Below are 23,041 nucleotides of genomic sequence, written 5' to 3'. Positions count from 1 at the left end.
TCGTGGAGACGGTCACACGACCGGCACTACCCAACCCCATGGGGCAGTGCGGACCAAGGTCCGCACCCACCATCGACGGCTTAGTTACCCGACAGCATCCGGCGGATCTTGCGGCCGATGCGGGTCAGGAACGAATCGCCGGTATCAGCAGCCGTGCGCACCGGCTTGGCCACCACCTGCACCGGCGTGACCGGGCTGGCGCCATTGCCGGTGGCGTTCTGCACGCCCTCGGCACCCTCGACCGGACGACCGTGGCGACGGCGGCGGCGCTTGCGCGGCTTGTGCTCGCCGTCCACCGCACCTTCCGGTGCGCCTTCGGCGCGCGGCGGGCGCGGCGGACGCGGGGCCTGGGCAGCGGCGCCTTCGGCACCGGCGGCCGGCGCGGCAGCGCCCTGCTCGCCTTCCGCGCGTGGCTTGCGCGGGCCACGCGAACGGCGTTCGCCGCTGCGCTCACCGTCACGGCCACCACGGCCACCACCACCACCGGAACGGCCGCCACTGCGGCCACCGCCCCGACGCTCTTCCTCGGCGGCGCGGGCTTCGCGCGCTTCGCGGAAGATCTGGCCGACGCTTTCGTTGTCCTCGCCTTCCTCGCCTGCAGCCGGAGCCGGGCGTTCCGGGCGCGGCAGCGGGGTCAGCAGTTCCTTGGTGACCGGCTCGGACGGAATCTTCTGCTCGATGTAGGCCTCGATGTCCGGCAGGCCCATGGCGTAGCGCTCGCAGGCGAAGCTGATGGCGTCGCCCTCTTCACCCAGGCGCGCGGTGCGGCCGATGCGATGCACGTAGTCTTCGGCGTCGAATGGCAGGTCGTAGTTGTAGACGTACTTGATGCCGTCGATGTGCAGGCCGCGCGCAGCCACGTCGGTGGCCACCAGGATTTCCAGCTGGCCCTTCTGGAAGCGGTTGAGCAGGCTCTCGCGCTTCTTCTGCGGCACATCACCGGACAGCACGCCGACACGGTAGCCGGCCTTTTCCAGCGAACGCGCCACGCGCTCGACGAACACCTTGGTGTTGACGAAGACCATGGTGCGCGCGCCTTCGCTGCGCGACAGCAGGCCCAGCAGCAGCGGGATCTTCTCGTCGTCGGCCGGGAAGTAGATGCGCTGGCGCACGCGCGCGGCGGTGATGGTCTCGGCTTCGACCACCAGCTTCTGCGGCTCGTTCATGTGCTCGTAGGCCAGCTCCAGCACGCGGTGGCTGAGGGTGGCACTGAACAGCAGGGTCTGGCGGGTGGTGCGCTCCGGCATGCGGCGCAGCAGGAAGCGGATGTCCTTGATGAAGCCCAGGTCGAACATACGGTCGGCTTCGTCCAGCACGCAGATCTCGCAGGCGTGCAGCGACACCACCTTGTGCTGCTTGACGTAGTCGATCAGGCGGCCCGGGGTGGCGATGATCACGTCCACGCCCTGCTGCAGCAGCTCGCGCTGCTTGTCGTAATCCACGCCGCCGTAGACCAGGGCGAAGCGCAGGCCCAGGTCGGAACCGAACTTCACCGCATCCTTGTGGATCTGGATGGCCAGCTCGCGGGTCGGGGCGAGGATCAGCGCACGCGGATCTTCCGGCTTGCGATCGGCCAGCGCCGGACGCGTCAGCAGGCGGTTCACGACAGCGACCAGGAAGGCCAGGGTCTTGCCGGTGCCGGTCTGGGCCTGGCCGGCGACATCACCGCCGGGCAGCGCGACCGGCAGGGTCAGCGCCTGGATCGGGGTGCAGCGGGTGAATCCGGCTCCTTCAAGGCCGGCCTGCAGGGCCGGGTGCAGCTCGAAGGAGGAAAAGGTCAAATCGGTCAGCGGTTTGTCGCTCATGAGTCCGTCTTGGTATGGCCGCCGGCCCGTGGGGCGGCTGGCACTTCATCGTCTAGGGGCACCGTCGCAAACTGCGGCCCCTGCGGCGGGTTGGCAGGCTGGGACCACCCGGTCCGCGCGCCGCACAATGGCCCAGTTTAACGCACTCGGGCCGGCAAACCGGAATGCCCTGTCTCACCAGCTGGAGAGACGGCGCGCCTTCATCCAGCCACACGGGACTTGAACGACCCCGCCGGTCCCGCTGGTGTCGCCCGCTGCCATCCCCATCTTCGGGAAGACAGTGAAATCCGACACATACCGGGCTTCGAAGCGATCACGATACGCTGGGTTCCAGCCGGCGCCTGTCCCCGCCCTGCGATAGGGGTACACTGCCGGCCGTGAGCGTCCAGGCATCCCGCCGAACGCACCGCGGCAGTGCGCCGCGAGGCAACGACGAGGGTCGCGCCACCGGGCATGGCCCAGTTCACCCACCTCCGGCATGGCCGGGTGCAATCCAAGACGAGAAACCAAGATGAGCGACAAGGTTGTACATGTCGGCGACGCCGACTTTGATAGCGCAGTGCTGAATTCCAAGGAACCGGTGCTGGTCGATTTCTGGGCCGAATGGTGTGGCCCGTGCAAGATGATCGCCCCGGCGCTGGACGAACTGGCCGATGCCTACCAGGGCCGCGCCAAGATCGCCAAGGTCAACGTCGACCACAATCGTGCGCTGGCCGCCAAGTACCACGTGCGTTCGATCCCGTACCTGGTCGTGTTCAAGGACGGCGAGAAGGTCGGCGAGCAGATCGGTGCGGTGGGCAAGGCCCAGCTGGCCGGCCTGCTGGACAAGGCCCTGGCCTGATCCTGCTGTTTTCCGGCAGCCGCCACCCGCGGCTGCCGGCGGACGCCCTGCGTCCATGATGAATGCTGTTCCCGGCAGCCCTTGCACGGCGCCGCAGGCCGATGATAGTGTCGGCACATCCGGCCGCGTTCGCGTGCCGCACCCTCTGGACGCAGTTTCTTCCAGACCCATTCCCAACGTTCGCCGCCCCAGCCGGGCGCTCGCACCTTCAAGCGAGGAATAACGCTCTTGTCCGATAACACTTCCGAAACCGGCAGCGCCGATGCGCCCGCCGAAAAGCGCGTGCGCAAGCCCCGCGTGAGCAAGGCCGCCGCCCCGGCAGCCGCCGAAACCAGCGCCGCTCCGGCGCAGCCGACCCTGCCGCTGGCCGCCGCGCCCGAGGCACCGGCCCCCGCCCCCGCACCGAGCGCGCCCGCCGCCGAGGCCCCTGCCAGCAGTGGCGGTGGCGAAGGTGGTGAGGGTCGCGAATCCGGCCAGCCGCGGCAGCAGAACCACCAGGGCGGTGGCCAGAACCAGGGCCAGAACCCGTACAACCAGAACGGCCAGCAGGGCCAGGGGCAAGGCCAGGGCAACCGCCGTGACCGCTTCCGCAACCGCCGCGACCGTGACCGCAACAACAACCGCTTCCGCGACGACGGCATGCCCAACGACGGCGGCGAGCAGCAGCCCTTCGTGCCGCGTCCGCACGCCAACGTGCCGGAAGGCTTCCCGGTCTATTCGCTGAGCGACCTCAAGCGCATGCCGGCACAGAAGCTGCTGGAAATCGCCGAGCAGCTGCAGATCTCCGAAGGCGTGGCACGCGCCCGCAAGCAGGATGTGATCTTCGCCCTGCTGAAGGTGCTGACCCGCCATGGTGACGGCGTCGCCGCCGACGGCGTGCTGGAAATCCTGCCGGACGGCTTCGGCTTCCTGCGCGCGGCCGAAGCCAGCTACCTGGCCGGCCCGGACGACACCTATATCTCGCCCAGCCAGATCCGCCGCTTCAACCTGCGCACCGGCGACCACATCTCCGGCCGCATCCGCTTCCCGAAGGACGGCGAGCGCTACTTCGCGCTGAACATCGTCGACACCATCAACGGCGAGCCGATCGAAGCGTCGAAGAACAAGGTGCTGTTCGAGAACCTGACCGCCCTGTTCCCGCGCCGCCGCTTCACCCTGGAGCGCGGCAACGGTTCGTCGGAAGACATCACCGGCCGCATCCTCGACCTGATGGCGCCGCAGGGCAAGGGCCAGCGCTCGCTCATCGTGTCGCAGCCGAAGGCCGGCAAGACCATGATGATGCAGCAGGTCGCCACCGCCATCACCACCAACCACCCGGACGTGCACCTGATCGTGCTGCTGATCGACGAGCGCCCGGAAGAAGTGACCGAAATGCAGCGCACCGTGCGCGGCGAGGTCATCAGCTCGACCTTCGACGAACCGGCCGCGCGCCACGTGCAGGTGGCCGAAATGGTCATCGAGCGCGCCAAGCGCCTGGTCGAGCACAAGAAGGACGTGGTGATCCTGCTCGACTCGATCACCCGCCTGGCCCGCGCGTACAACAACGTGGTGCCGAGCTCGGGCAAGGTGCTGACCGGTGGCGTGGACGCCAACGCCCTGCACCGCCCGAAGCGCTTCTTCGGTGCCGCGCGCAACGTGGAAGAAGGCGGCAGCCTGACCATCATCGCCACCGCGCTGGTCGACACCGGCTCGAAGATGGACGAGGTGATCTACGAAGAGTTCAAGGGCACCGGCAACAGCGAAGTGCACCTGAGCCGTCGCATCGCTGAAAAGCGCGTGTTCCCGGCGATCGACATCAACCGTTCCGGCACCCGCCGCGAAGACCTGCTGATCGAGCCGGAACTGCTGCAGAAGATCTGGATCCTGCGCAAGCTGCTGCATCCGATGGATGAAATGGCCGCGATGGAGTTCCTGCTCGACAAGATGAAGAACACCAAGTCCAACGACGAGTTCTTCGGTTCGATGAAGCGCTGATCCACGGCATTGCATCGAAAAGAACCTGCCGCTCGCTGCGGCAGGTTTTTTTTTGCCTGCAGGGCGACCCACTTCACTTCACCGCCGCCCGGTTTTGGCGATAATCCGCCCGACGCCCTGCCCGGCCCCGAGGGCCTGGCCACCGATTCCCGCTGTCACCCCTTCCGGAGAACCGGTCGGGTCCAGCCTCCTGCCGGATCCGTCGACGCATGCGAACGCTGTCTCCCCGCCTCAACCTGGGCAAGCTGATCCTCGCCCTGGCCCTGCTCAGCGCCATCATCGCGCTGGCCAACACCCTGCTGGCCAGCTACCGGGTGCAGCGCGACCAGCTGGTCGGCAACACTCTGGAGGCCAACCGCGTCTACGCCACCAAACTGGCCGAAACGACCCAGAACTTCCTGCTGGCTGCCCAGCAGGAACTGGCCTACGCCGCCACGCGGCTCGGCCAGGGCAACCTCGACCCGGCACAGGCCCAGGACGAAGCCAGCCGCCTGCAGCTGCAGACCAACAGCTTCAACTCTTCGCTGGTGGTGGATGCCGACGGCCTGGTGATCGCCACCTCGCCGCAGACCCTGCAGCTGCAGGGCGAAGTGCTGCACAGCGTCGGCAACAATGCCGCGCTGGCCGCGCGCCAGCCGATGATCAGCGACCCGTACCAGTCGGCCACCGGCAAGCTGCTGGTCTCGCTGTCGCACCCGATCTTCGATCGCCAGGGCCACTACCGTGGTTACGTCAGCGGCACCCTGTACCTGCGCCAGCGCAGCGCACTGCACACGCTGCTGGGCAAGCACTACTACCGTGATGGTTCCTACCTGTACGTGGTCGATCGCCATGGCCGCCTGCTGTACCACGCCGATGGCAAGCGGGTGGGTGACTACGTGGTCGGCAACCCCGCAGTAAAGGCCGTGGTGCGCGGCGAGCGTGGCGCGCAGCAGGTGCGCAACAACCTGGGCGTGTCGATGCTGGCCGGCTACGCGCCGGTGGCGGCCACCGGCTGGGGCATCATCGCCCAGCGCCCGACCGAGGCAACGCTGCAGCCGCTGTCGCGGTTGATGACTGCGGTAATCTGGAACGCAATCCCGCTGGGCCTGCTGTCGCTGCTGATCACCTGGTGGTTCGCCCGTCGCATCTCGATGCCGCTGTGGCAGCTCGCACGCAACGTGCAGGGCGGCGAAGACACTGGCAATGCGATCAACCACGTCAGCGGCATCCGCGCGTGGTACTTCGAGGTCGCCCAGCTCAAGCAGGCGGTACTGCACAGCTTCAATGCACTGCAGGACCGCATCGGCACGCTCAACCGCGCCAGCCGCACCGATCCGCTGACCAGTCTTCTCAACCGCCGCGGCCTGCAGCAGGCGCTGGATGCCCTGCAGATACAGGGCATCCCGTTCGCGATCCTGGCGCTGGACATCGATCGCTTCAAATCGATCAATGACAACCACGGCCATGACGTCGGCGACGCTGCCATCGTCCACATCGCCAACCAGATGCGCCGCTACTCGCGCGACAGCGACATCCTCTGCCGCGCCGGCGGCGAGGAGTTCCTGCTGCTGTTGCCGGGCATCAGCGCCGAGTCAGCGCGACAGGCTGGCGAGCGTCTGCGCCAGCACATTGCCGACCATCCGTTTGAACCGGTCGGCACCATCACCGTCTCGCTGGGCGTGGCCCACTTCCCCAGCTTCCATGTCGATGCCGAGCAGGCGCTGCGGCTGGCCGACAAGGCGCTGTACCTGGCCAAGGAGCAGGGCCGCAACCGGGTGGTGGTCTACCCCTACGCCGATTGACGCGGAGCCGGGCTGGCCGGCTCCGCAGTGATCGTCAGCCCTGCTCCAGCGGCGTCAGCAGGCGCAGGCCGCGCTTGGCGCCGTCCACCATGTAGATGCCGCCCTCGGGCAGCAGGTCGCTGCCGGCCTGCTCGATCGCATCTGCCTTCCGCCACGGCACGGCCTGCCGTGGGCCCGGGATGAAGGCACGCCAGCGGCCATAGCGCTCCGCTCCATTGGGATCATCGTTCAGGCCGAAATTGACCGGTATGCGTACCGTCCAGCTGTCGCGGGTGCTGGCTTCGCCGGTGGTCGGTGGGTTGAACGTCCACTTGCGGGCACTGCTGACGGCGGCCCTGGCCAGGATTTCGCGCATCTTGGCAAGGGTGCGCTCGCGTCCGACCACGGTCATGTTCACCTGCTCGGCAACGACATCGGCCACCGTGCCGTCACGCGCGATCCTGACCACCAGCAGTACTTCGCCTTGGCCGCCGCTCCGATAGACCTCTTCCGGATAACGCGGGGGCGCCATGCGACCTTGGGTCACCGAATCTGTGGCTTTCTCATCGTACTCGCTGAAGTTGACGCTGGTCATGCTGACTTCGTAGCCACCATCGGCCATGGCCTTGCCCCGCAGGCGCACCCGCAATGGCGCACGTGCCGCCACCGCCGTGCCATCGCGCAGGGTGGGTTCGAAGCGCCAGCCACCGATGGTGCCCTCCACGAAGGACGCGATGCTCGGAGACAGCATCGACTTCTGGTCCAGTACCAACGAACTGACCGCGCCCTCGGGCGTGACCTCGATATGGCCAGAGAGCACCATGCTCATCTCCGCGGTGGCACGCACCGCGCGCGTGGTCTGCGCGCTGGCATCGCCGGCGAACAGCGGAGCGCCGGCACCGACGGCCAACGCGAGAGCGAGGAACAATGGGGAACGCATCATTGCCGGATCCTTGGTGATGAAGGGCGAGAGTACCTCAGTCCCAACACCCATGACAGCTGGCTCACGCCAACCGGTGCGCGCCAGCATAGGGCGGCGTGTCCGGATAGTCACCTCGGGCGAAGCGTTCCTGCAGGCCCTGCCACCAGCCCGGGTCGAACAGGTGCCGGTAGTGCTCGCGCACCGCTGCCAGCTCTGCAGCGGGCAGGCCCATGAACGGGCCGAAGCGCTCGGGAAACACGTCGCGCGGACCGACATGGAACCATGGCTCATCGGACATCGCTTCCTCCGGCGTACGCGGCTGCGGCCAGGCGCGGAACACGCAGTCGCTGACCAGGCACAGCTCGTCGTAGTCGTAGAATACGGCCCGGCCATGCCGTGATACGCCGAAATTCTTTGGCAGCATGTCACCGGGGAAGATGTTGTTGCGCGCCATGTCGGTGATGGCCTGAGCGTAGTCGAGCACCGCCGCCCGCACCGCCTCCGCACCCTGCTCGCGCAGGTACAGATTCAAGGGACGAAAACGACGCTGCACATAGCACAGTGCGACTTCGACCTCATCGCCATCGATGCGTACGCTCTGGGCGCACTGCTGCAGCAGTTCACCCAGCAGGGCCGGCGCAAAACGCTCGCGCGGGAAGCGCAGATGACGATAGGGCTGCGCATCGAGCAAGCGGCCGACACGATCGAGGTTGAACACCAGTGCGTACTTCTCTTCCACCTGCTGCCGCGACATCGCCTTGGGCCACGCGAAACGGTCGCGGATCAGCTTGAACACCAGCGGGTAACTGGGCAGGGTGAACACCGCCATGACCATGCCCGGCGTGCCCTCTGCATGCACCAGCCGCTCCTGCGGGTGCTCGTTGAAATGACGGAAGAAGGTGCGGTAGCGCTCGGTCTTGCCCTGCTTGGCGCGGCCCAGCACGGTGTATATCTCATCGATGGGCTTGCCCGGCAGCAGACTGCGCAGGAACACCACCGCATCACCGACCGTGGCCAGGTTGGCCTGGAAATAGCTGCGTGACACGCCGAACAGGTGGGCCACGTCCCGGCGCCGGGTCAGCACCGCATCGGCGCGCAGGCCACGCTCGTCGTTCACCAGGGCAATCACGCACGGCGAGAACCGGTGCTCGCCGAACACGCGGCCAACCAGGTAAGCGCGGCGCTCGCGGTAGAACACCGTGTCGAGCAGCTCGATGCTGCGTACCGGCGTATCGCCCCAGTGGGCCAGGTCATCCTGCAGGCGCACCGCGATGGCCGCGGCGCAGCGCAGCTGGTGCGCATAGGGGATATCGAAGCGATAGTCGGCCAGCACCCGCTGCAGCGCCTCCACCGGCCGCGTCGGCGAAACCGCGTAGGTATGCCGCTCCACCGGGTGGGTGATGGCATCGGAGGGTTCGACATCGAAGGCGATGAACTCCAGCGCCGGGTCCACGCCCCGGGTGGCAAACAGGCGCCGCGACAACGTGTTGTAGAAGGTCTTGTACAGCTCGGCGTCGATCAGGCCCTGCAGCAGCGCGCTATAGCGGGCGTGCACCCGCAACCACAGCACGCGCTCGCCGATCGCGTCACCGGCAAGGCGGCGCAGCGCATCCATCTGCTCGGCGATGCACAGGTCGTACAGGGCGATGCGCTCGACCGCATCCTGCCGGGCGCCGGCCCAGTCGCGCTGCTCGAAGCGCTGCCGCGCCCGCGCGGTGATCGCCGCAAAGCGGGCGTGGTACTGCTCGAAACCGTCGCGGATGGCTACCGCGATGCGCGATGCCAGCTCGGCAGCGATGTCAGGCCTGGACATGCATGGCTCACCCGGAAGGACCGGCTTCACTATACGCTGGCGTGTGCGATGCCGTCGAGCGCGGAGGTAGTGCCGGCCGCTGGCCGGCAGCACCTGGACCGTCGATGGATCGATGCAGATGCCGGCCAGCAGCCGGCACTACTGGCTCAGATCGCCAGTTCGGCTTCCACGTCCTGCACCTTGCGCCGTGCCAATGCCAGGTTGGACCTGGTACGGTCCAGCACGATGTAGAAGAACAGGCCCTTCTTCTTCGCCACCGGGCGCATGATGTGGTACGCCTTGCCCAGCGAGATCAGGATGTCCTCGATGCTGTCGTTGAGGTTCAGCGATGCGGCGGTCTTCATCTTGGCACGGATCACTTCGGTGTTGCCGGCGGCGGCCACTTCCATGTCCATGCCGGCACCGGCTTCGCCCAGCAGCATGCCGCTTTCATAGTCGACCAGCGCCACTGCCTGCGCGCCGTCGATGCCCATCAGTGCGTTCAACGATTCATTCAGTCCAGCCACGTCGCACCCCTTGTCGATGTTGGTTCGAGCCCCTCGTTCCCCTGCGGCCGGGCTCACGATCCGCCGAGTTCGGCCAGGATCGCCTGGCCACATTCCCTGCTCTGCCACAGCACCTGGCCGATCACGCTGCGCTGGTCGCAGGCCGCCATCAGCAGCAGCGGTGCGCGCCCCTCAGCCTGGATCGCCAGCATCAGCACCTTGCCGCCCACAGCCTCCAGCATCAGCGTCTGCAGATCGCCCAACACCAGCTCGCGGCCCACCGCAGCGGCCATTGCCAGCATCGCGCTGGTCATCGCTGCCAGTCGTTCGCCACGCCCATCGGCGCCGGCACTGACCAGGGCGAAGCCATCCACACTGGCCAGCACCACCGTGCGTATGCCTTCCACCCGCTGCTGCAGGTCTCGCAGCAAGGGCTGCAGGCGCTCACGCTGGCCGGCGTCGGGCAACAGCGCCACCTGTCCGTCAGCCATGCGCGGCCACCAGTGCGTGCGCTTCCATCTCGCCCATCAATACATCCATCAGCAGCAATCCCTGTTCGCGGTCGCGGGCATCCACTGCCAGCAAAGGCAGCGGTTGATCATCGAGGCTCGCACGTGCGAGCCACTCATCCAGCGCGGCGTGCGGTGCCTGGTCGAGATGGGTGACGGCCACCACCAGCGCCAATGACGATGCGAACGGCCGCAGCACCTGCAGGTAATCCTCCAGTTCGGCAACCACGCCCGCGCGCCGCGCATCCAGCAGCAGCACGGCGCCGCGGGCGCCCTGCAGCAGGATCGGCCAGAGGAAATCGAAACGCTGCTGGCCCGGCGTGCCATACAGGCGCAGCCGCTCGCCATTGGGCAGGTCGATATCTGCATAGTCCAGGGCGACGGTGGTGGAGGCCTTGTCGGCACCGAGGCGGTCGCTGTTGGCCACGTCGGTGTCGACCACCGCGCCGGCCGCGATGCTGCGCACCAGGGTCGACTTGCCACTGCCCATGCCACCCAGCACCACCACCTTGTGCTCACGCATTGCGTTCGCTCCCACGCAGGTGACGCCACAGGCGGGCGAGCAGGCCGTTGTCAGCGCCGGCAGCGCGTTCCGGCAGCGGTACCGCCGGTGCTGCCTGCAGCTGCGCGTAACCGCACAGGTAAGCGGCATGGATGAAATCGCGCACGGCCGCAGGCGGCAGATCAAGCAACATCGCGCACTCGTCCACCGTGCACGCGCGCTTGAGCAGCAGCGAGCACAGGCGGAAGCCATCATGGTCATGGCCCAGCACACGGAAGTCGGGCCAGCGCAGCAGCTTTACCGAAGCACCGCGCAGGCGCTCGTCCAGTGCCTGCCAATGGCGGCTGCGTTGCGCCCATTGCCACAGCAGCGGCCGCAGTGGCTGGCGTGGCCGCTCGCCGGCCAGGCCATGCAGGCGTGCGGGTGTCAGCGCATCCAGCTGCAGGCGTTCGAAGGCATCGGCCAAACGCTCCACCAGGGCCGTAGCGGGTTCCTGCAGCAGCACGGCCTGGTCATGCTCAAGGTCCATCAGCAGCAGTGGCTCGCCCGCATCACTCAACAGGGCCTGGCCCTGTCGCAGCGGCAGCCGCTCGCGCAGCAGACGGGTGATGGCATGCGCACCATCAGCCAGGCGGATCGGTGCGGGTGCGTGCATGGCCAAGGGCTCCACTGCCAACTGCATGCGACGCAGCGCGCGACCGATGGCACTGTCATCAAGCACGTCCTGGTGCCCGTCGCCATCACGCAGCTGGCCGCCGATGTCTTCGATCCAGCACTGCAGTCGCGGACGCTGCTGGCGCATGCGCTGGGCCGCGTTGCGCAGCGCCGGCGTATCGCGGATGACCAGCAGGTCGCAATCGTCCAGGTCCTGGCTGCGGCGGATCTGGCCGTCCGGCAGGGCCGATGCCACGCGCAGCCGCTGCAGCAGGGCCTGCTCGCCCTGGATGTCGGTTCCCACTACCAGCACGCGTGCCATCCGTGTTCCCCGTGCGGCCACCTCCCCGGTGGCCTCGCGTCGCCAAGGCTAGGGCATCGCCAGCGGCAGCCGTCGTGATCGACTGCTCAGATCGAGGGCGGTTGCAGACGGTGTCCGATCAGTTCTGCGACGGCCATCGCGGGCAAGTTTCATGCCTCGTTGACGACATTCCGACAGCCGACGGGAACCACGGTTCTGGACGCGGGTCGAATGGGGTCAGATCCCTTTTGCATGGCAAAAGGGTTCTGACCCGGAGCCCAAAAGAAACCCGCGCCGAAGCGCGGGTTCCGGTGTCACGACCGAGCGGCGCTGGATCAGCCGCGCAGCTGCTCCAGCGCGGCGTTGAAGGTCGCGCTCGGGCGCATCGCCTTGCTCGCCTTGGCGACGTCCGGGCGGTAGTAGCCGCCGATGTCCACGGCCTTGCCCTGCACCGCGATCAGCTCTTCGACGATCTTCTGCTCGTTGTCGGTCAGTGCCTTGGCCAGCGGTGCGAAGCGTGCCTTCAGTGCCGCTTCTTCGTCCTGTGCGGCCAGCGCCTGCGCCCAGTACAGCGCGATGTAGAAGTGGCTGCCACGGTTGTCGATGCCACCCAGCTTGCGCGACGGCGACTTGTCGTTGTCCAGGAACTGGCCGTTGGCTTCGTCCAGCGCCTTGGCCAGCACGCGGGCGGCGGCGTTGTCGTAGCGGTTGCCCAGGTGTTCCAGCGACGCGGCCAGGGCCAGGAACTCACCCAGCGAATCCCAGCGCAGGTAGTCCTCTTCGACGAACTGCTGCACGTGCTTCGGGGCCGAACCACCGGCGCCGGTCTCGAACAGGCCGCCACCGGCCATCAGCGGCACGATCGACAGCATCTTGGCGCTGGTGCCCAGCTCCATGATCGGGAACAGGTCGGTCAGGTAGTCGCGCAGCACGTTGCCGGTCACCGAGATGGTGTCCTCGCCCTTGCGGATGCGGTCCAGCGAGAACGCGGTGGCTTCCACCGGCGGCAGGATGCGGATGTCCAGGCCGGTGGTGTCGTGGTCCTTCAGGTACTGCTCGACCTTGGCGATGACCTGCGCGTCGTGGGCGCGGGCGGCATCCAGCCAGAACACGGCAGGGGTGCTGCTCAGGCGGGCGCGTTCGACGGCCAGCTTGACCCAGTCCTGGATCGGCGCGTCCTTGGTCTGGCACATGCGCCAGATGTCACCGGCTTCCACGGCGTGTTCGAACACCACGTTGCCGGCATCGTCGGTGACCTTGACCACGCCGTCGGCAGCAATCTGGAAGGTCTTGTCGTGCGAACCGTACTCTTCGGCCTTCTGCGCCATCAGGCCGACGTTCGGCACCGAGCCCATGGTGGCCGGGTCGAAGGCGCCGTGCGCCTTGCAGTCGTCGATGACGGCCTGGTACACGCCGGCGTAGCAGCGGTCCGGAATGACCGCCTTGGTGTCCTGCAGCTTGCCTTCGGCATTCCACATCTTGCCCGAGTCGCGGATCATCGCCGGCATCGAGGCGTCGACGATCACGTCGCTCGGCACGTGCAGGTTGGTGATGCCCTTGTCCGAATTGACCATGGCCACGCCCGGACGCTGCGCGTACTCGGCGGCCAGGTCCGCTTCGATCGCGGCGCGGGTGGCTTCCGGCAGCGACGGCAGGCGCGCGGCCAGGTCACCGATGCCGTTGTTGGCATCGAAACCGGCCTGCTTGAGCACGTCGGCGTGCTTGGCCAGCACGTCCTTGTAGAACTCGTTGACCGCCACGCCGAACATGATCGGGTCGGAGACCTTCATCATGGTCGCCTTCAGGTGCAGCGAGAACAGCACGCCCTGGGCCTTGGCATCGGCGATCTGCTCACCGATGAACGCGGCCAGCGCCTTGCGGCTCATGACGGCGGCATCGACGATCTCGCCGACCTTGACCGCGGTCTTTTCCTTCAGCACGACGGCGCTGCCGTCCTTGCCGTGGAAGGTGATCTTCAGCGCACCGGCGTTGGCCAGGGTGGCCGACTGCTCGCTGCCGTAGAAATCGCCGGCGGCCATGTGCGCGACGTGCGACTTCGAATCCGACGCCCAGGCGCCCATGCGGTGCGGGTGCTTGCGCGCGTAGTTCTTCACCGACAGCGGTGCACGGCGGTCGGAGTTGCCTTCGCGCAGCACCGGGTTCACCGCACTGCCCTTGACCTTGTCGTAGCGCGCCTTGTAGTCGCGCTGCTGGTCGTCGGCCGGGGTCTCCGGGTAATCCGGCAGCGGATAGCCCTGGTCCTGCAGTTCCTTGATGGCCGCCTTCAACTGCGGCACCGAGGCGGAGATGTTCGGCAGCTTGATGATGTTGGCGTCCGGGGTGGTCGCCAGCTGGCCCAGCTCGGCCAGGTCGTCGCTGACCTTCTGCGCGTCGGACAGCAGTTCCGGGAACTGCGACAGGATGCGGCCGGACAGCGAGATGTCACGGGTTTCCACCACGATGCCGGCAGTGGCGGTGTAGGCGTCGACGATCGGCAGCAGCGACTGGGTCGCCAGGAACGGTGCTTCGTCGGTCAGCGTGTAGAGGATCTTGGACATGGGGGACTTGGACTCTGTAGCAATGCTCAGGGGAAGGCCGGCGCCAGCGCCGGGCCACGTGCAACCGTGTCGCTTTCCCCCGTCGCCGTCAGGGTGGGCGCGCGGCGGGGAAACCCCTGCATTGTCGCGTTTTCAGCCGCGCGGGGCAAAGCCGCGCCATACGCGGCGGTACTGCACGCCGGCAACGCTGTGATCCATCCACGCACGGCGTGGATCTGCGCGAACGCCGCCGTCAGTGGATCCACGCCATGCATGGATGAAGCCAGCCACCGGCCAATAAAAAAGGACGCAGCCTTGCGGCTGCGTCCATCGTGAGTCCTGCCGGGAGAGAGTCGGCAGGACTTACTTGACCTCGAACTCCTGCGGCGTTCCAGCCGCCTTGCCATCGACCGTGACCTCGGCGCGGTACTTGCCGGCCGGCCAGCCCTTTGCATTCTTGAACGTGACGTTGGTGGTCTCCGCGCCGCTGGCATTCAGGGTCGCGGTCTGTTCGCCGGCCACCTGGCCGTCCTGGAAGGTCAGCTTGGCACCGACATTGACGTTGTTGGCGGCGCCATCGGTCTTGACCGAGACGATGACATCATCCTTCGGCGAGAACAGTGCAGCCGGGGCGACCGATTTGTCGGCGGCAGCGGTCTTGCCCACGGTGACGGTGGAAACGCTGACCGCGGCAGCTTCCGCCATCGGCGGCGGTGCACCGGTCATCGGTGCCGGCTCGGCCGGAGCCGTGGCGGCCGGAGCGGCGTTGGTGTCGGTCGACTCTTCCTTCTTCTTGCAACCGACCAAGGCAACGCTGCCCAGCAGGGCGGCGATCAGGGCGGTCTGGAGCGGGGTGGTCTTGATCATTCGGGGTTCCTCCCAGGGATTGTCGGACGGCGTTTGATCGCCGGCTTACTTCGGCGGCAGTTTCAGGGTCTGGCCCGGGAAGATCTTGTCCGGGTCGTCAAGCACATCGCGATTGGCTTCGAAGATCTTCTTCCAGGCGTTGGCGTCGCCCAGATGCTGCTTGGCGATCTTCGACAGCGAGTCACCCTTCTGCACGGTATAGGTGCCGCCGCTGACGATCTCGGCGGTGCTGTCCACCGAAGCGCTCACGCCGGAGAAGTCCGCCTTCGGCACCTGCTCGGCGGTACTGTCGACGCTGGCGCTGACGCCGGAGAAATCGGCTTTCTTCTCGGTACTCATCCACAACTCCCGTCTGCATGACTACGTGGCTCGCACGGTGCCATGGCGGTTGTTAAATGGGGATGGTGCAGATGTGAAGCCGCCCCCGGGGGCGGCTGAACAATCGGGAGAGACGGTGCCCGGTAGTGCCGGCCGCTGGCCGGCTGTGCCAGGGGGATCCGGCCTTGGCCGATTGCCGGCCAGCGGCCGGCACTACCCGTAGCCGCCTGCGAATCATGGTAGTGCCCGCCGCTGGCCGGCGCTCGCCGGGCATGGCCCGGCACAACGGGCAACCGCCTGCGGCGGTTACTGGCGCAGTTCGCGGTAGGTCGCGGCCGGGGCGGCAATGCCGGGACTGGCGCGCCACGGGTTGATGTCCAGGCCGCCACGGCGGGTATAGCGCGCCTCCACTTCCAGCCATTGCGGCTGGCAGCGCGCAGACACCTCGCTGAAGATCCGCTCAACGCACTGCTCGTGGAACTCGGCGTGCTCGCGGTAGCTGACCAGATAGCGCAGCAGGCCGGCACGATCGATCTTCGGCCCGCGGTAACGCAGGCTGACCGTCGCCCAGTCCGGCTGGCCGGTGACCGGGCAGTTGGACTTCAGCAGTGCCGAGACCAGGGTCTCCTCCACCACCTCACCGGCATTGGCCGAGAGAAAGTCCGCCTGCGGCGGGCCGTAGCAGTCGATCTCCAGCTCCAGCCCGTCGATGGATTCACCGAGCGGCGTCTCGCGCAGGCCCGGCAGCCCGAACTCGACCTGGACCGGCGCACCGGCACAATCCGACAGATCCGCCACGATGCGCGCGCGCAGTGCCTCGGCGCTGTCGATGCGGGTGCTGTTGAGGGAGTTGAGGTACAGCTTGAACGACTTCGATTCGATCAGCCGCGGCGACGTGCACGGCACCTGCACGGTGGCCACGGCCACCTGCGGCTTGCCACGCGGGTCGAGCCAGCTCAGCTCGAAGGCGTGCCAGCGGTCATGGCCGACGAACGGCAGCGCGGCGTCATCGAGGCCGATCTCGGCGCGGGCGCCACTGCGGGGGATGGGAAACAGCAGGCCGGGATCGTACTGCGACGGGTAACTGACCTCGCGACCGAGGCTGGAATCCTGTGGGGTGTTCATGGGGGGCATTGTATCGCGCGGACGGCGGGCCTTCGGCCGGGCCGGCCAACGGCGGAGCCCCTCCGTGGTGGTTTTGTTGGTTGGTCGTGGAAGGCGGTCTATCGGCTTGGCCGGGTGGGTAGGCGGGTCGGGGGACGCCGTAAACCCGTCCTTGGGGGCTTGGCCGCGGCATCCATGCCGCGGACACCCCCGCCCCGCCTACCCACCCGGCCCCTGACAGTTCCTTGCGCGCCACCACCACCACGGGAAAGATCAGGAAAATCAAAATCAGAAGCCGATCCTTCAGACATTCATGACGTCCGCCGTGCCGACCAACGGTCGGCACCCACCAACAGCAGCGGGCACCAACAGCCGCGGGAAACTGTCGAAGGCGGGGTGGGTCCGGTTGAGGGGGTGTCCGCGGCATGGATGCCGCGGCCAAGCCCCCATGGACGGGTTTACGGCGTCCCCCTCAACCGGACCCACCCCGCCATCCCACGGAATGCCCGCTTTTGACGTTGACGTTGCCGTTGATCCAAGCGGGTGCAGGGCTGCAAGCCCTGCCGGAAACCCTCACCCCGCCGGAGTGCCGGCACCGTGCAGGTAATCCAGGCTCACCTGCAGCAGCGCGCGCAGTCCGACATCCAGCGCCTTCTCATCCAGCAGGAACTTCGGCGAATGATTGGCGGGCGCCGTCGCCGGGTCGATGCCCACGCTGGTGGAACCAACGAAGAAGAACATCCCCGGCACTTCCTTCGCGTACAGCGAGAAATCCTCCGCGCCCATCTGCAGCGGTGGCTCGTAGACGTTGTCCTTGCCCACCACCGCCTGCAGGCTCGGCAGCATCTTCGCGGTCAGCGCCGGGTCGTTCACCGTGGCCGGGTTGCCTTCCGATTCGTAGATGTCGGTCACCGCCTTCGCACCGTGCGCGGCGGCGGTGTGTTCGGCCACGTTGCGCAGATCGGCGAAGATCTGCTGGCGCATGCCCTCGTCGAAGGTGCGGATGGTGCCGACCATCTCCACTTCATCGGGAATGATGTTGTAGCGGATGCCCCCGTTGATCGCACCGAAGGTCAGCACCGCCGGTTGCTTGGACAGGTTGGCGCGGCGGCTGACGATGGTCTGCGCGGTGCCGACCAGATCAGCGGTGGCCACGATCGGGTCGACACCGTTCCACGGCGCGGAGCCATGCGTCTGGCGACCGATCACCTTGATGCCGAAGCGGTCCGAGGCTGCCATCAGCGGACCGCCACGCACGGCGATCTGACCGGCCTGCACGCTGGAGAACACATGCAGGCCAAACACCGCCTCCGGCTTGAAGTCGGCGAACAGGCCTTCCTTCAGCATCAGCGCGGCACCGCCCTCTTCCGGCGGCGGTGCGCCTTCCTCGGCCGGCTGGAAGATCAGCATCACCTGGCCCGGCAGGTCCTTCTTCATCGACACCAGCGCTTCGGCCACGCCCAGCAGGGTGGCGGTGTGCGCGTCATGGCCGCAGGCATGCATCACGCCCACGGTCTGGCCGCGGTACTGGTCGGTGGCCTTGAAGGCGAACGGCAGCCCGGTCTGCTCGGTCACCGGCAGCGCGTCCATGTCCGCACGCAGCGCGATCTTCGGGCCGGGCTTGCCGCCTTCGATGATCGCCACCACGCCGTGGTGGGCGATGCCGGTCTTCGGCTTCAAGCCCATCGCACGCAGGCGCTTGGCGACCTCGGCCGAGGTGCGCACCTCGCGGTTGGACAGTTCCGGGTGCTGATGGAAGTCGCGGCGCCATTCAACCACCTTGGCCTGCAGGCGCTGGGCAGCGGCGGTCACTTCGGGGCGTTGCCCGTCCTGGGCGTGGGCAACGGCCGGCAGGGCCAGCAGCAGGGCGGACAGCAGCAGCGAACGGCGCATCGCAATCTCCACAGCAAGAGGGGTCCAGCTGAATGTAGGGCAACACCGCCGCCACGGGAACCTCCGCGGCCGGATCCGGTCTTAGCGCCCGTCCCATCCGTCATGCAGGAAACGTGATGTGGCACAGGTATGCTTTGCGCATTGCCAACCGGGGCCGCGCCCCGTCCAGCCCTCTTGGAGTCCTCGTAATGTCACGTGTTTGGAAGATCGTGCTGCTGGTCGTGGCGGTTCTGGTGCTGGCCGTGGTCGGCCTGCGCGTCATCGGCGGGGGCAAGGACAAGGCTGGAAAGCCGGCAGCGGGAGCGCGCCAGGGTGGCGAAGACCCGGATGCCGGCCCGGTGCCGGTGACCGTGGTCCAGGCCACGCACCAGGACGTACCGGTGTATGCCAGCGCACTGGGTACCGTGACGGCAATGAACACCGTCACCGTCAGCCCGCAGGTCGGTGGCCAGCTGATGAGCCTGAACTTCCGCGAAGGCCAGGAAGTGAAGAAGGGCGACGTGCTGGCAGTGATCGATCCACGCACCGCCCAGGCCAGCTATGACCAGGCCGCGGCAGCCAAGCGCCAGAACGAGGCGCTGCTGGCCACCGCGCGCTCCAACTACCAGCGCTCCAATGCGCCGGAGTACCGCCAGTTCGTCGCCAAGACCGATCTGGATACACAGCGAAACCAAGTGGCACAGTACGAAAGCGCAGTCGCGGCGAACGAGGCCAGCATGCGCTCGGCACAGGTGCAGCTGCAGTACACCAGGGTCACCGCACCGATCACCGGCATCGCCGGCATCCGCGCGGTCGACGCGGGCAACGTGGTCAACGCCGGCACCGCGCTGGTCACCCTGACCCAGATCCACCCGATCCACGTCCTGTTCAACCTGCCCGAACGCCAGCTCGGCGACGTGCGCCAGGCGCAGGCCGCCGGCGCGGTGCCGGTGGCGGCACTGGACCGCGCCGACTCGCACGTGCTGTCCGGCGACGGCAAGCTGGACGTGGTCGACAACCTGATCAGTGCCGACAGCGGCACCTTCAAGGCGCGCGCGCTGTTCGACAACACCGACAACGGCCTGTGGCCGGGCCAGTTCGTCAACGTGCGCATGCAGCTGCGCACGATTGCCGGCGGCGTGGTCATTCCGACCCAGGCCGTGCTGCGTGGGCCGGATGGCGAGTACGTCTACGTCGTGCAGGGCGACAACACGGTGAAGATGCAGACCGTGCGCAGCGGCGTGGAAGTGGGCGACAGCCAGGTGCAGATCGCCGAAGGCCTGAAGGGCGGCGAGCGGGTGGTCAGTGAAGGCCAGTTCCGCCTGAAGCCGGGCAGCAAGGTCACCGCGCTGAAGCCGGGCGAAACCCCGGCCGCACCGACCGAGGCCGAGCTGAAGGCGGCCGAACAGAAGAACGGTGGCGGCGGTGGCCGTCGCGGTGGCGGTCCGCGCTGAGCGCAGGCCACGGTTCTCCCTCGCGCCGGCGGACCCGCCGGCGCCGACATTGAAGTGCCAGCAAGGATCAGTCCGTGGGCTTTTCGACGATCTTCATCCGCCGCCCGATCGCTACCTCGCTGTTGATGGCGGGCCTGTTGCTGCTGGGCATCCTCGGTTACCGCAAGCTGCCGGTGTCGGCGCTGCCGGAAATCGATGCGCCCAGCCTGGTGGTCACCACCCAGTACCCCGGCGCCAACGCCACCACCATGGCCTCGCTGGTCACCACGCCGCTGGAGCGCCAGTTCGGCCAGATCTCCGGGCTGGAGCTGATGACCTCCGACTCGTCGGCTGGCTTGTCCACGATCATCCTGCAGTTCTCGATGGACCGCGACATCGACATCGCCGCGCAGGACGTGCAGGCGGCGATCCGCCAGGCCACCCTGCCCTCGTCGCTGCCCTACCAGCCGGTCTACAACCGGGTGAACCCGGCCGACGCGGCCATCGTCACCCTGAAACTGACCTCTGACACGCGCCCGCTGCGCGACGTCAACAATTACGCCGACTCGATCCTGGCCCAGCGCCTGTCGCAGGTGCAGGGCGTCGGCCTGGTCTCGATTGCCGGCAACGTGCGCCCGGCCGTGCGCATCCAGGTCAATCCGGCGCAGCTGTCGAACATGGGCCTGACCCTGGAACAGCTGCGCAGCGCGCTCACCCAGGCCAACGTCAATGCGCCCAAGGGCTCGTTGAACGGCAAGACCCAGTCCTACAGCATCGGCACCAACGACCAGCTGGCCAGCGCCGCCGAGTACCGCGACACCATCATCAGCTACAAGAACGGCCGCCCGGTGCGGCTGTCCGACGTGGCCGAGGTGGTCGACGGCGTGGAGAACGACCAGCTGGCGGCCTGGGCCGATGGCAAGCCGGCGGTGCTGCTGGAAGTGCGTCGCCAGCCGGGCGCCAACATCGTGCAGACCGTCGAGCGCATCCGCGCGATCCTGCCCCAGCTGCAGGGCGTGCTGCCGGCCGACGTGCACCTGGAGATCTTCAACGACCGCACCGAGACCATCCGCGCCTCGGTGCATGAAGTGCAGTTCACCCTGATCCTCACCATCGGCCTGGTGGTGGCGGTGATCTTCGTGTTCCTGCGCCGGCTGTGGGCCACGATCATTCCCTCGGTGGCGGTGCCGCTGTCGCTGGCCGGCACCTTCGCGGTGATGGCCTTTGCCGGCATGTCGCTGGACAACCTGTCGCTGATGGCGCTGGTGGTGGCCACCGGCTTCGTGGTCGACGATGCGATCGTGATGATCGAGAACATCGTGCGTTACATCGAGCAGGGCAAGAGTGGCAAGGAAGCGGCCGAGATCGGCGCACGCCAGATCGGCTTCACCGTGCTGTCGCTGACGGTCTCGCTGGTGGCGGTGTTCCTGCCGCTGCTGCTGATGCCTGGCGTCACCGGCCGCCTGTTCCACGAGTTCGCCTGTGTGCTGAGCATCGCCGTGGTGCTGTCGATGCTGATCTCGCTGACGCTGACCCCGATGATGTGCGCCTACCTGCTCAGGCCCGATGCCCTGCCCGAGGGCGAGGATGCGCATGAGCGCGCAGCGGCGGCCGGCAAACAGAACCTGTGGACGCGCACCGTCGGCCTGTACGAGCACAGCCTGGACTGGGTGCTGGGCCACCAGCGCCTGACCCTGGCCGTGGCCGGTGGCGCGCTGGTATTGACCGTGCTGCTGTACGTGTTGATTCCCAAGGGGCTGCTGCCCGAGCAGGACACCGGCCTGATCACCGGCGTGGTGCAGGCCGACCAGAACATCGCTTTCCCGCAGATGGAACAGCGCACCAGGCAGGTCGCTGAAGCCCTGCGCCAGGATCCGGACGTGACCGGCGTGTCGGCATTCATCGGTGCCGGCAGCATGAACCCCACGCTCAACCAGGGCCAGCTGTCGATCGTGCTGAAGGAGCGCAGCCAGCGTGATGGCCTGGATGAGATCCTGCCGCGCCTGCAGAAGGCGGTAGCCGGTATTCCGGGCGTGGCCCTGTACCTGAAACCGGTGCAGGACGTGACCCTCGATACCCGCGTGGCCGCCACCGAATACCAGTACTCGCTGTCGGACGTGGACAGCGCCGAAGTGGCCACGCAGGCCACGCGACTGACCGAAGCGCTGCGCAAGCGCCCGGAACTGGCCGACGTGGACAACAACCTGTCCAACCAGGGCCGCGCGCTTGAACTGAACATCGACCGCGACAAGGCCAGTGTGCTGGGCGTGCCGATGCAGACCATCGACGACACGCTCTACGATGCGTTCGGCCAGCGCCAGATCTCGACCATCTTCACCGAACTCAACCAGTATCGGGTTGTGCTGGAAGTGGCGCCGGAGTTCCGTACCAGCACCGCGCTGATGGAACAGCTGGCCGTGGCTTCCAACGGCGCCGGCGCGCTGACCGGCACCAATGCCACCAGCTTCGGCCAGGTCACCTCGTCCAACTCGTCCACCGCCACCGGCATCGGCGCGCAGAACACCGGCATCACGGTCGGCGCCGGCAACATCATCCCGCTGTCGGCGCTGGCTGAAGGCAAGATCAGCAGTGCGCCGCTGGTGGTCAGCCACCAGCAGCAGCTGCCGGCGGTAACGGTTTCGTTCAACGTGGCGCCGGGCTATTCGCTGTCCGAAGCGGTGCGTGCGATCCAGGAGACCAAGGACAGCCTGGACATGCCGGCACACCTGCATGCCGAGTTCATCGGCAAGGCCGCCGAATTCACCGGCAGCCAGACCGATGTGGTGTGGCTGCTGCTGGCCTCGCTGGTGGTGATCTACATCGTGCTCGGCGTGCTCTACGAGAGCTACATCCACCCGATCACGATCATCTCCACGCTGCCACCGGCCGGCGTCGGCGCGCTGCTGGCGCTGATGCTGTGCGGGCTGAGCCTGTCGGTGGACGGCATCGTCGGCATCGTGCTGCTGATCGGCATCGTCAAGAAGAACGGCATCATGATGGTGGACTTCGCAATCGAGGCGCGTCGCGCCGGTGCCAACGCGCATGAAGCGATCCGCCGCGCCTGCCTGCTGCGCTTCCGCCCGATCATGATGACCACCGCCGCGGCAATGCTCGGCGCGCTGCCGCTGGCGCTGGGCACCGGCATCGGCTCGGAGCTGCGGCGCCCGCTGGGCATCGCCATCGTCGGTGGCCTGCTGCTGTCGCAGCTGGTCACGCTGTACACGACGCCGGTGATCTACCTGTACATGGAACGCTTCTCCGAGTGGCTGGCGCGCCGCCGAGAACAGCGCGCGCTGCGCAACGGTTCGCTGCAGGAGCCGCAGGCATGATCCACGCCCCGC

General features: G+C 67.3%; 17 protein-coding genes. 5 read left to right on the top strand and 12 right to left on the bottom strand.

From position 1 onward, the window contains the following. Positions 1 to 80: 80 nt before the first annotated feature. Positions 81 to 1,805 carry an ATP-dependent RNA helicase RhlB gene (gene rhlB / locus H4O10_RS19455; protein ID WP_049452102.1) on the bottom strand — a complete coding sequence of 575 codons (1,725 nt, stop codon included), beginning with the start codon at positions 1,803 to 1,805 and terminating at the stop codon, positions 81 to 83. A gap of 511 nt (positions 1,806 to 2,316) precedes the next feature. Here rhlB and trxA point away from each other — a divergent pair. The 3 genes from trxA (at position 2,317) to H4O10_RS19440 (ending at position 6,404) form a co-directional block, all read left to right on the top strand. Beyond that, positions 2,317 to 2,646 (top strand): thioredoxin, encoded by a 330-nt coding sequence (trxA, locus tag H4O10_RS19450; RefSeq protein WP_005411275.1) that lies wholly within the window; start codon positions 2,317 to 2,319, stop codon positions 2,644 to 2,646. A gap of 228 nt (positions 2,647 to 2,874) precedes the next feature. Next, entirely contained in the window at positions 2,875 to 4,620 is a 1,746-nt protein-coding gene (rho, locus tag H4O10_RS19445) for a transcription termination factor Rho (RefSeq protein ID WP_005414668.1), read from the top strand. 209 nt (positions 4,621 to 4,829) lie between these two features. Then, the gene (locus tag H4O10_RS19440; RefSeq protein WP_049403516.1) at positions 4,830 to 6,404 is read left to right on the top strand and encodes a sensor domain-containing diguanylate cyclase; all 1,575 of its coding nucleotides are present in this window, start codon (positions 4,830 to 4,832) and stop codon (positions 6,402 to 6,404) included. Between the two features lie 34 nt (positions 6,405 to 6,438). On the opposite strand, the gene H4O10_RS19435 is transcribed toward H4O10_RS19440, so the two are convergent. From H4O10_RS19435 to H4O10_RS19385, 11 genes are all read right to left on the bottom strand, one after another. Next, positions 6,439 to 7,326, bottom strand: a complete 888-nt coding sequence (locus H4O10_RS19435) for an energy transducer TonB (RefSeq protein WP_049403515.1) — start codon at positions 7,324 to 7,326, stop codon at positions 6,439 to 6,441. A gap of 61 nt (positions 7,327 to 7,387) precedes the next feature. Further along, positions 7,388 to 9,118: a bifunctional isocitrate dehydrogenase kinase/phosphatase gene (gene aceK, locus H4O10_RS19430; RefSeq protein WP_049452932.1), complete on the bottom strand. Its 1,731-nt coding sequence runs from the start codon at positions 9,116 to 9,118 to the stop codon at positions 7,388 to 7,390. Positions 9,119 to 9,264: 146 nt separating this feature from the next. After that, positions 9,265 to 9,624, bottom strand: a complete 360-nt coding sequence (locus H4O10_RS19425) for a hypothetical protein (protein ID WP_005411280.1) — start codon at positions 9,622 to 9,624, stop codon at positions 9,265 to 9,267. A gap of 53 nt (positions 9,625 to 9,677) precedes the next feature. After that, on the bottom strand, positions 9,678 to 10,094 hold the full coding sequence (locus H4O10_RS19420) for a roadblock/LC7 domain-containing protein (RefSeq protein ID WP_049452927.1): 417 nt from the start codon (positions 10,092 to 10,094) through the stop codon (positions 9,678 to 9,680). Continuing rightward, the gene (locus H4O10_RS19415) at positions 10,087 to 10,635 is read right to left on the bottom strand and encodes an ATP/GTP-binding protein (protein WP_024957689.1); all 549 of its coding nucleotides are present in this window, start codon (positions 10,633 to 10,635) and stop codon (positions 10,087 to 10,089) included. The genes H4O10_RS19420 and H4O10_RS19415 overlap by 8 nt, the downstream gene beginning before the upstream one ends. Then, complete coding sequence (locus H4O10_RS19410; RefSeq protein ID WP_005411283.1) at positions 10,628 to 11,590, bottom strand: hypothetical protein; 963 nt, start codon at positions 11,588 to 11,590, stop codon at positions 10,628 to 10,630. The genes H4O10_RS19415 and H4O10_RS19410 overlap by 8 nt, the downstream gene beginning before the upstream one ends. Positions 11,591 to 11,904: 314 nt before the next feature. Continuing rightward, positions 11,905 to 14,127, bottom strand: coding sequence for an NADP-dependent isocitrate dehydrogenase (locus H4O10_RS19405; RefSeq protein WP_049452926.1), 2,223 nt, complete (start codon positions 14,125 to 14,127; stop codon positions 11,905 to 11,907). A 342-nt stretch (positions 14,128 to 14,469) separates the two neighbouring features. Next, positions 14,470 to 14,973 carry a hypothetical protein gene (locus H4O10_RS19400; RefSeq protein ID WP_049452924.1) on the bottom strand — a complete coding sequence of 168 codons (504 nt, stop codon included), beginning with the start codon at positions 14,971 to 14,973 and terminating at the stop codon, positions 14,470 to 14,472. Positions 14,974 to 15,018: 45 nt separating this feature from the next. Beyond that, the gene (locus tag H4O10_RS19395; protein ID WP_005411287.1) at positions 15,019 to 15,312 is read right to left on the bottom strand and encodes a LysM peptidoglycan-binding domain-containing protein; all 294 of its coding nucleotides are present in this window, start codon (positions 15,310 to 15,312) and stop codon (positions 15,019 to 15,021) included. Between the two features lie 285 nt (positions 15,313 to 15,597). Further along, positions 15,598 to 16,416, bottom strand: a complete 819-nt coding sequence (gene queF / locus H4O10_RS19390) for an NADPH-dependent 7-cyano-7-deazaguanine reductase QueF (protein WP_012481425.1) — start codon at positions 16,414 to 16,416, stop codon at positions 15,598 to 15,600. A gap of 552 nt (positions 16,417 to 16,968) precedes the next feature. Then, positions 16,969 to 18,288 carry a M20 family metallopeptidase gene (locus H4O10_RS19385; RefSeq protein WP_111118630.1) on the bottom strand — a complete coding sequence of 440 codons (1,320 nt, stop codon included), beginning with the start codon at positions 18,286 to 18,288 and terminating at the stop codon, positions 16,969 to 16,971. 188 nt (positions 18,289 to 18,476) lie between these two features. Between H4O10_RS19385 and H4O10_RS19380 the strand changes: the two genes are divergently transcribed. Both H4O10_RS19380 and H4O10_RS19375 read left to right on the top strand, forming a co-directional pair. Next, entirely contained in the window at positions 18,477 to 19,721 is a 1,245-nt protein-coding gene (locus tag H4O10_RS19380; RefSeq protein ID WP_012481427.1) for an efflux RND transporter periplasmic adaptor subunit, read from the top strand. Positions 19,722 to 19,795: 74 nt separating this feature from the next. Then, complete coding sequence (locus H4O10_RS19375) at positions 19,796 to 23,029, top strand: efflux RND transporter permease subunit (RefSeq protein WP_049454423.1); 3,234 nt, start codon at positions 19,796 to 19,798, stop codon at positions 23,027 to 23,029. Positions 23,030 to 23,041 lie beyond the last annotated feature (12 nt).

Source organism: Stenotrophomonas sp. I18B00994, from assembly GCF_014145825.1.
GTDB lineage: Bacteria > Pseudomonadota > Gammaproteobacteria > Xanthomonadales > Xanthomonadaceae > Stenotrophomonas > Stenotrophomonas maltophilia.
This window is presented reverse-complemented; position numbering and strand designations above follow the sequence as displayed.

Bases quoted from the DNA above. Each gene is read 5' to 3' on its own strand.
- H4O10_RS19395 (WP_005411287.1), bottom strand. From the start codon at position 15,312: ATGAGTACCGAGAAGAAAGCCGATTTCTCCGGCGTCAGCGCCAGCGTC.
- H4O10_RS19420 (WP_049452927.1), bottom strand. From the start codon at position 10,094: ATGGCTGACGGACAGGTGGCGCTGTTGCCCGACGCCGGCCAGCGTGAG.
- H4O10_RS19435 (WP_049403515.1), bottom strand. From the start codon at position 7,326: ATGATGCGTTCCCCATTGTTCCTCGCTCTCGCGTTGGCCGTCGGTGCC.
- queF (WP_012481425.1), bottom strand. From the start codon at position 16,416: ATGAACACCCCACAGGATTCCAGCCTCGGTCGCGAGGTCAGTTACCCG.
- H4O10_RS19405 (WP_049452926.1), bottom strand. From the start codon at position 14,127: ATGTCCAAGATCCTCTACACGCTGACCGACGAAGCACCGTTCCTGGCG.
- H4O10_RS19440 (WP_049403516.1), top strand. From the start codon at position 4,830: ATGCGAACGCTGTCTCCCCGCCTCAACCTGGGCAAGCTGATCCTCGCC.
- trxA (WP_005411275.1), top strand. From the start codon at position 2,317: ATGAGCGACAAGGTTGTACATGTCGGCGACGCCGACTTTGATAGCGCA.
- H4O10_RS19380 (WP_012481427.1), top strand. From the start codon at position 18,477: ATGTCACGTGTTTGGAAGATCGTGCTGCTGGTCGTGGCGGTTCTGGTG.
- H4O10_RS19400 (WP_049452924.1), bottom strand. From the start codon at position 14,973: ATGATCAAGACCACCCCGCTCCAGACCGCCCTGATCGCCGCCCTGCTG.
- aceK (WP_049452932.1), bottom strand. From the start codon at position 9,118: ATGTCCAGGCCTGACATCGCTGCCGAGCTGGCATCGCGCATCGCGGTA.
- H4O10_RS19415 (WP_024957689.1), bottom strand. From the start codon at position 10,635: ATGCGTGAGCACAAGGTGGTGGTGCTGGGTGGCATGGGCAGTGGCAAG.
- rhlB (WP_049452102.1), bottom strand. From the start codon at position 1,805: ATGAGCGACAAACCGCTGACCGATTTGACCTTTTCCTCCTTCGAGCTG.
- H4O10_RS19410 (WP_005411283.1), bottom strand. From the start codon at position 11,590: ATGGCACGCGTGCTGGTAGTGGGAACCGACATCCAGGGCGAGCAGGCC.
- H4O10_RS19385 (WP_111118630.1), bottom strand. From the start codon at position 18,288: ATGCGCCGTTCGCTGCTGCTGTCCGCCCTGCTGCTGGCCCTGCCGGCC.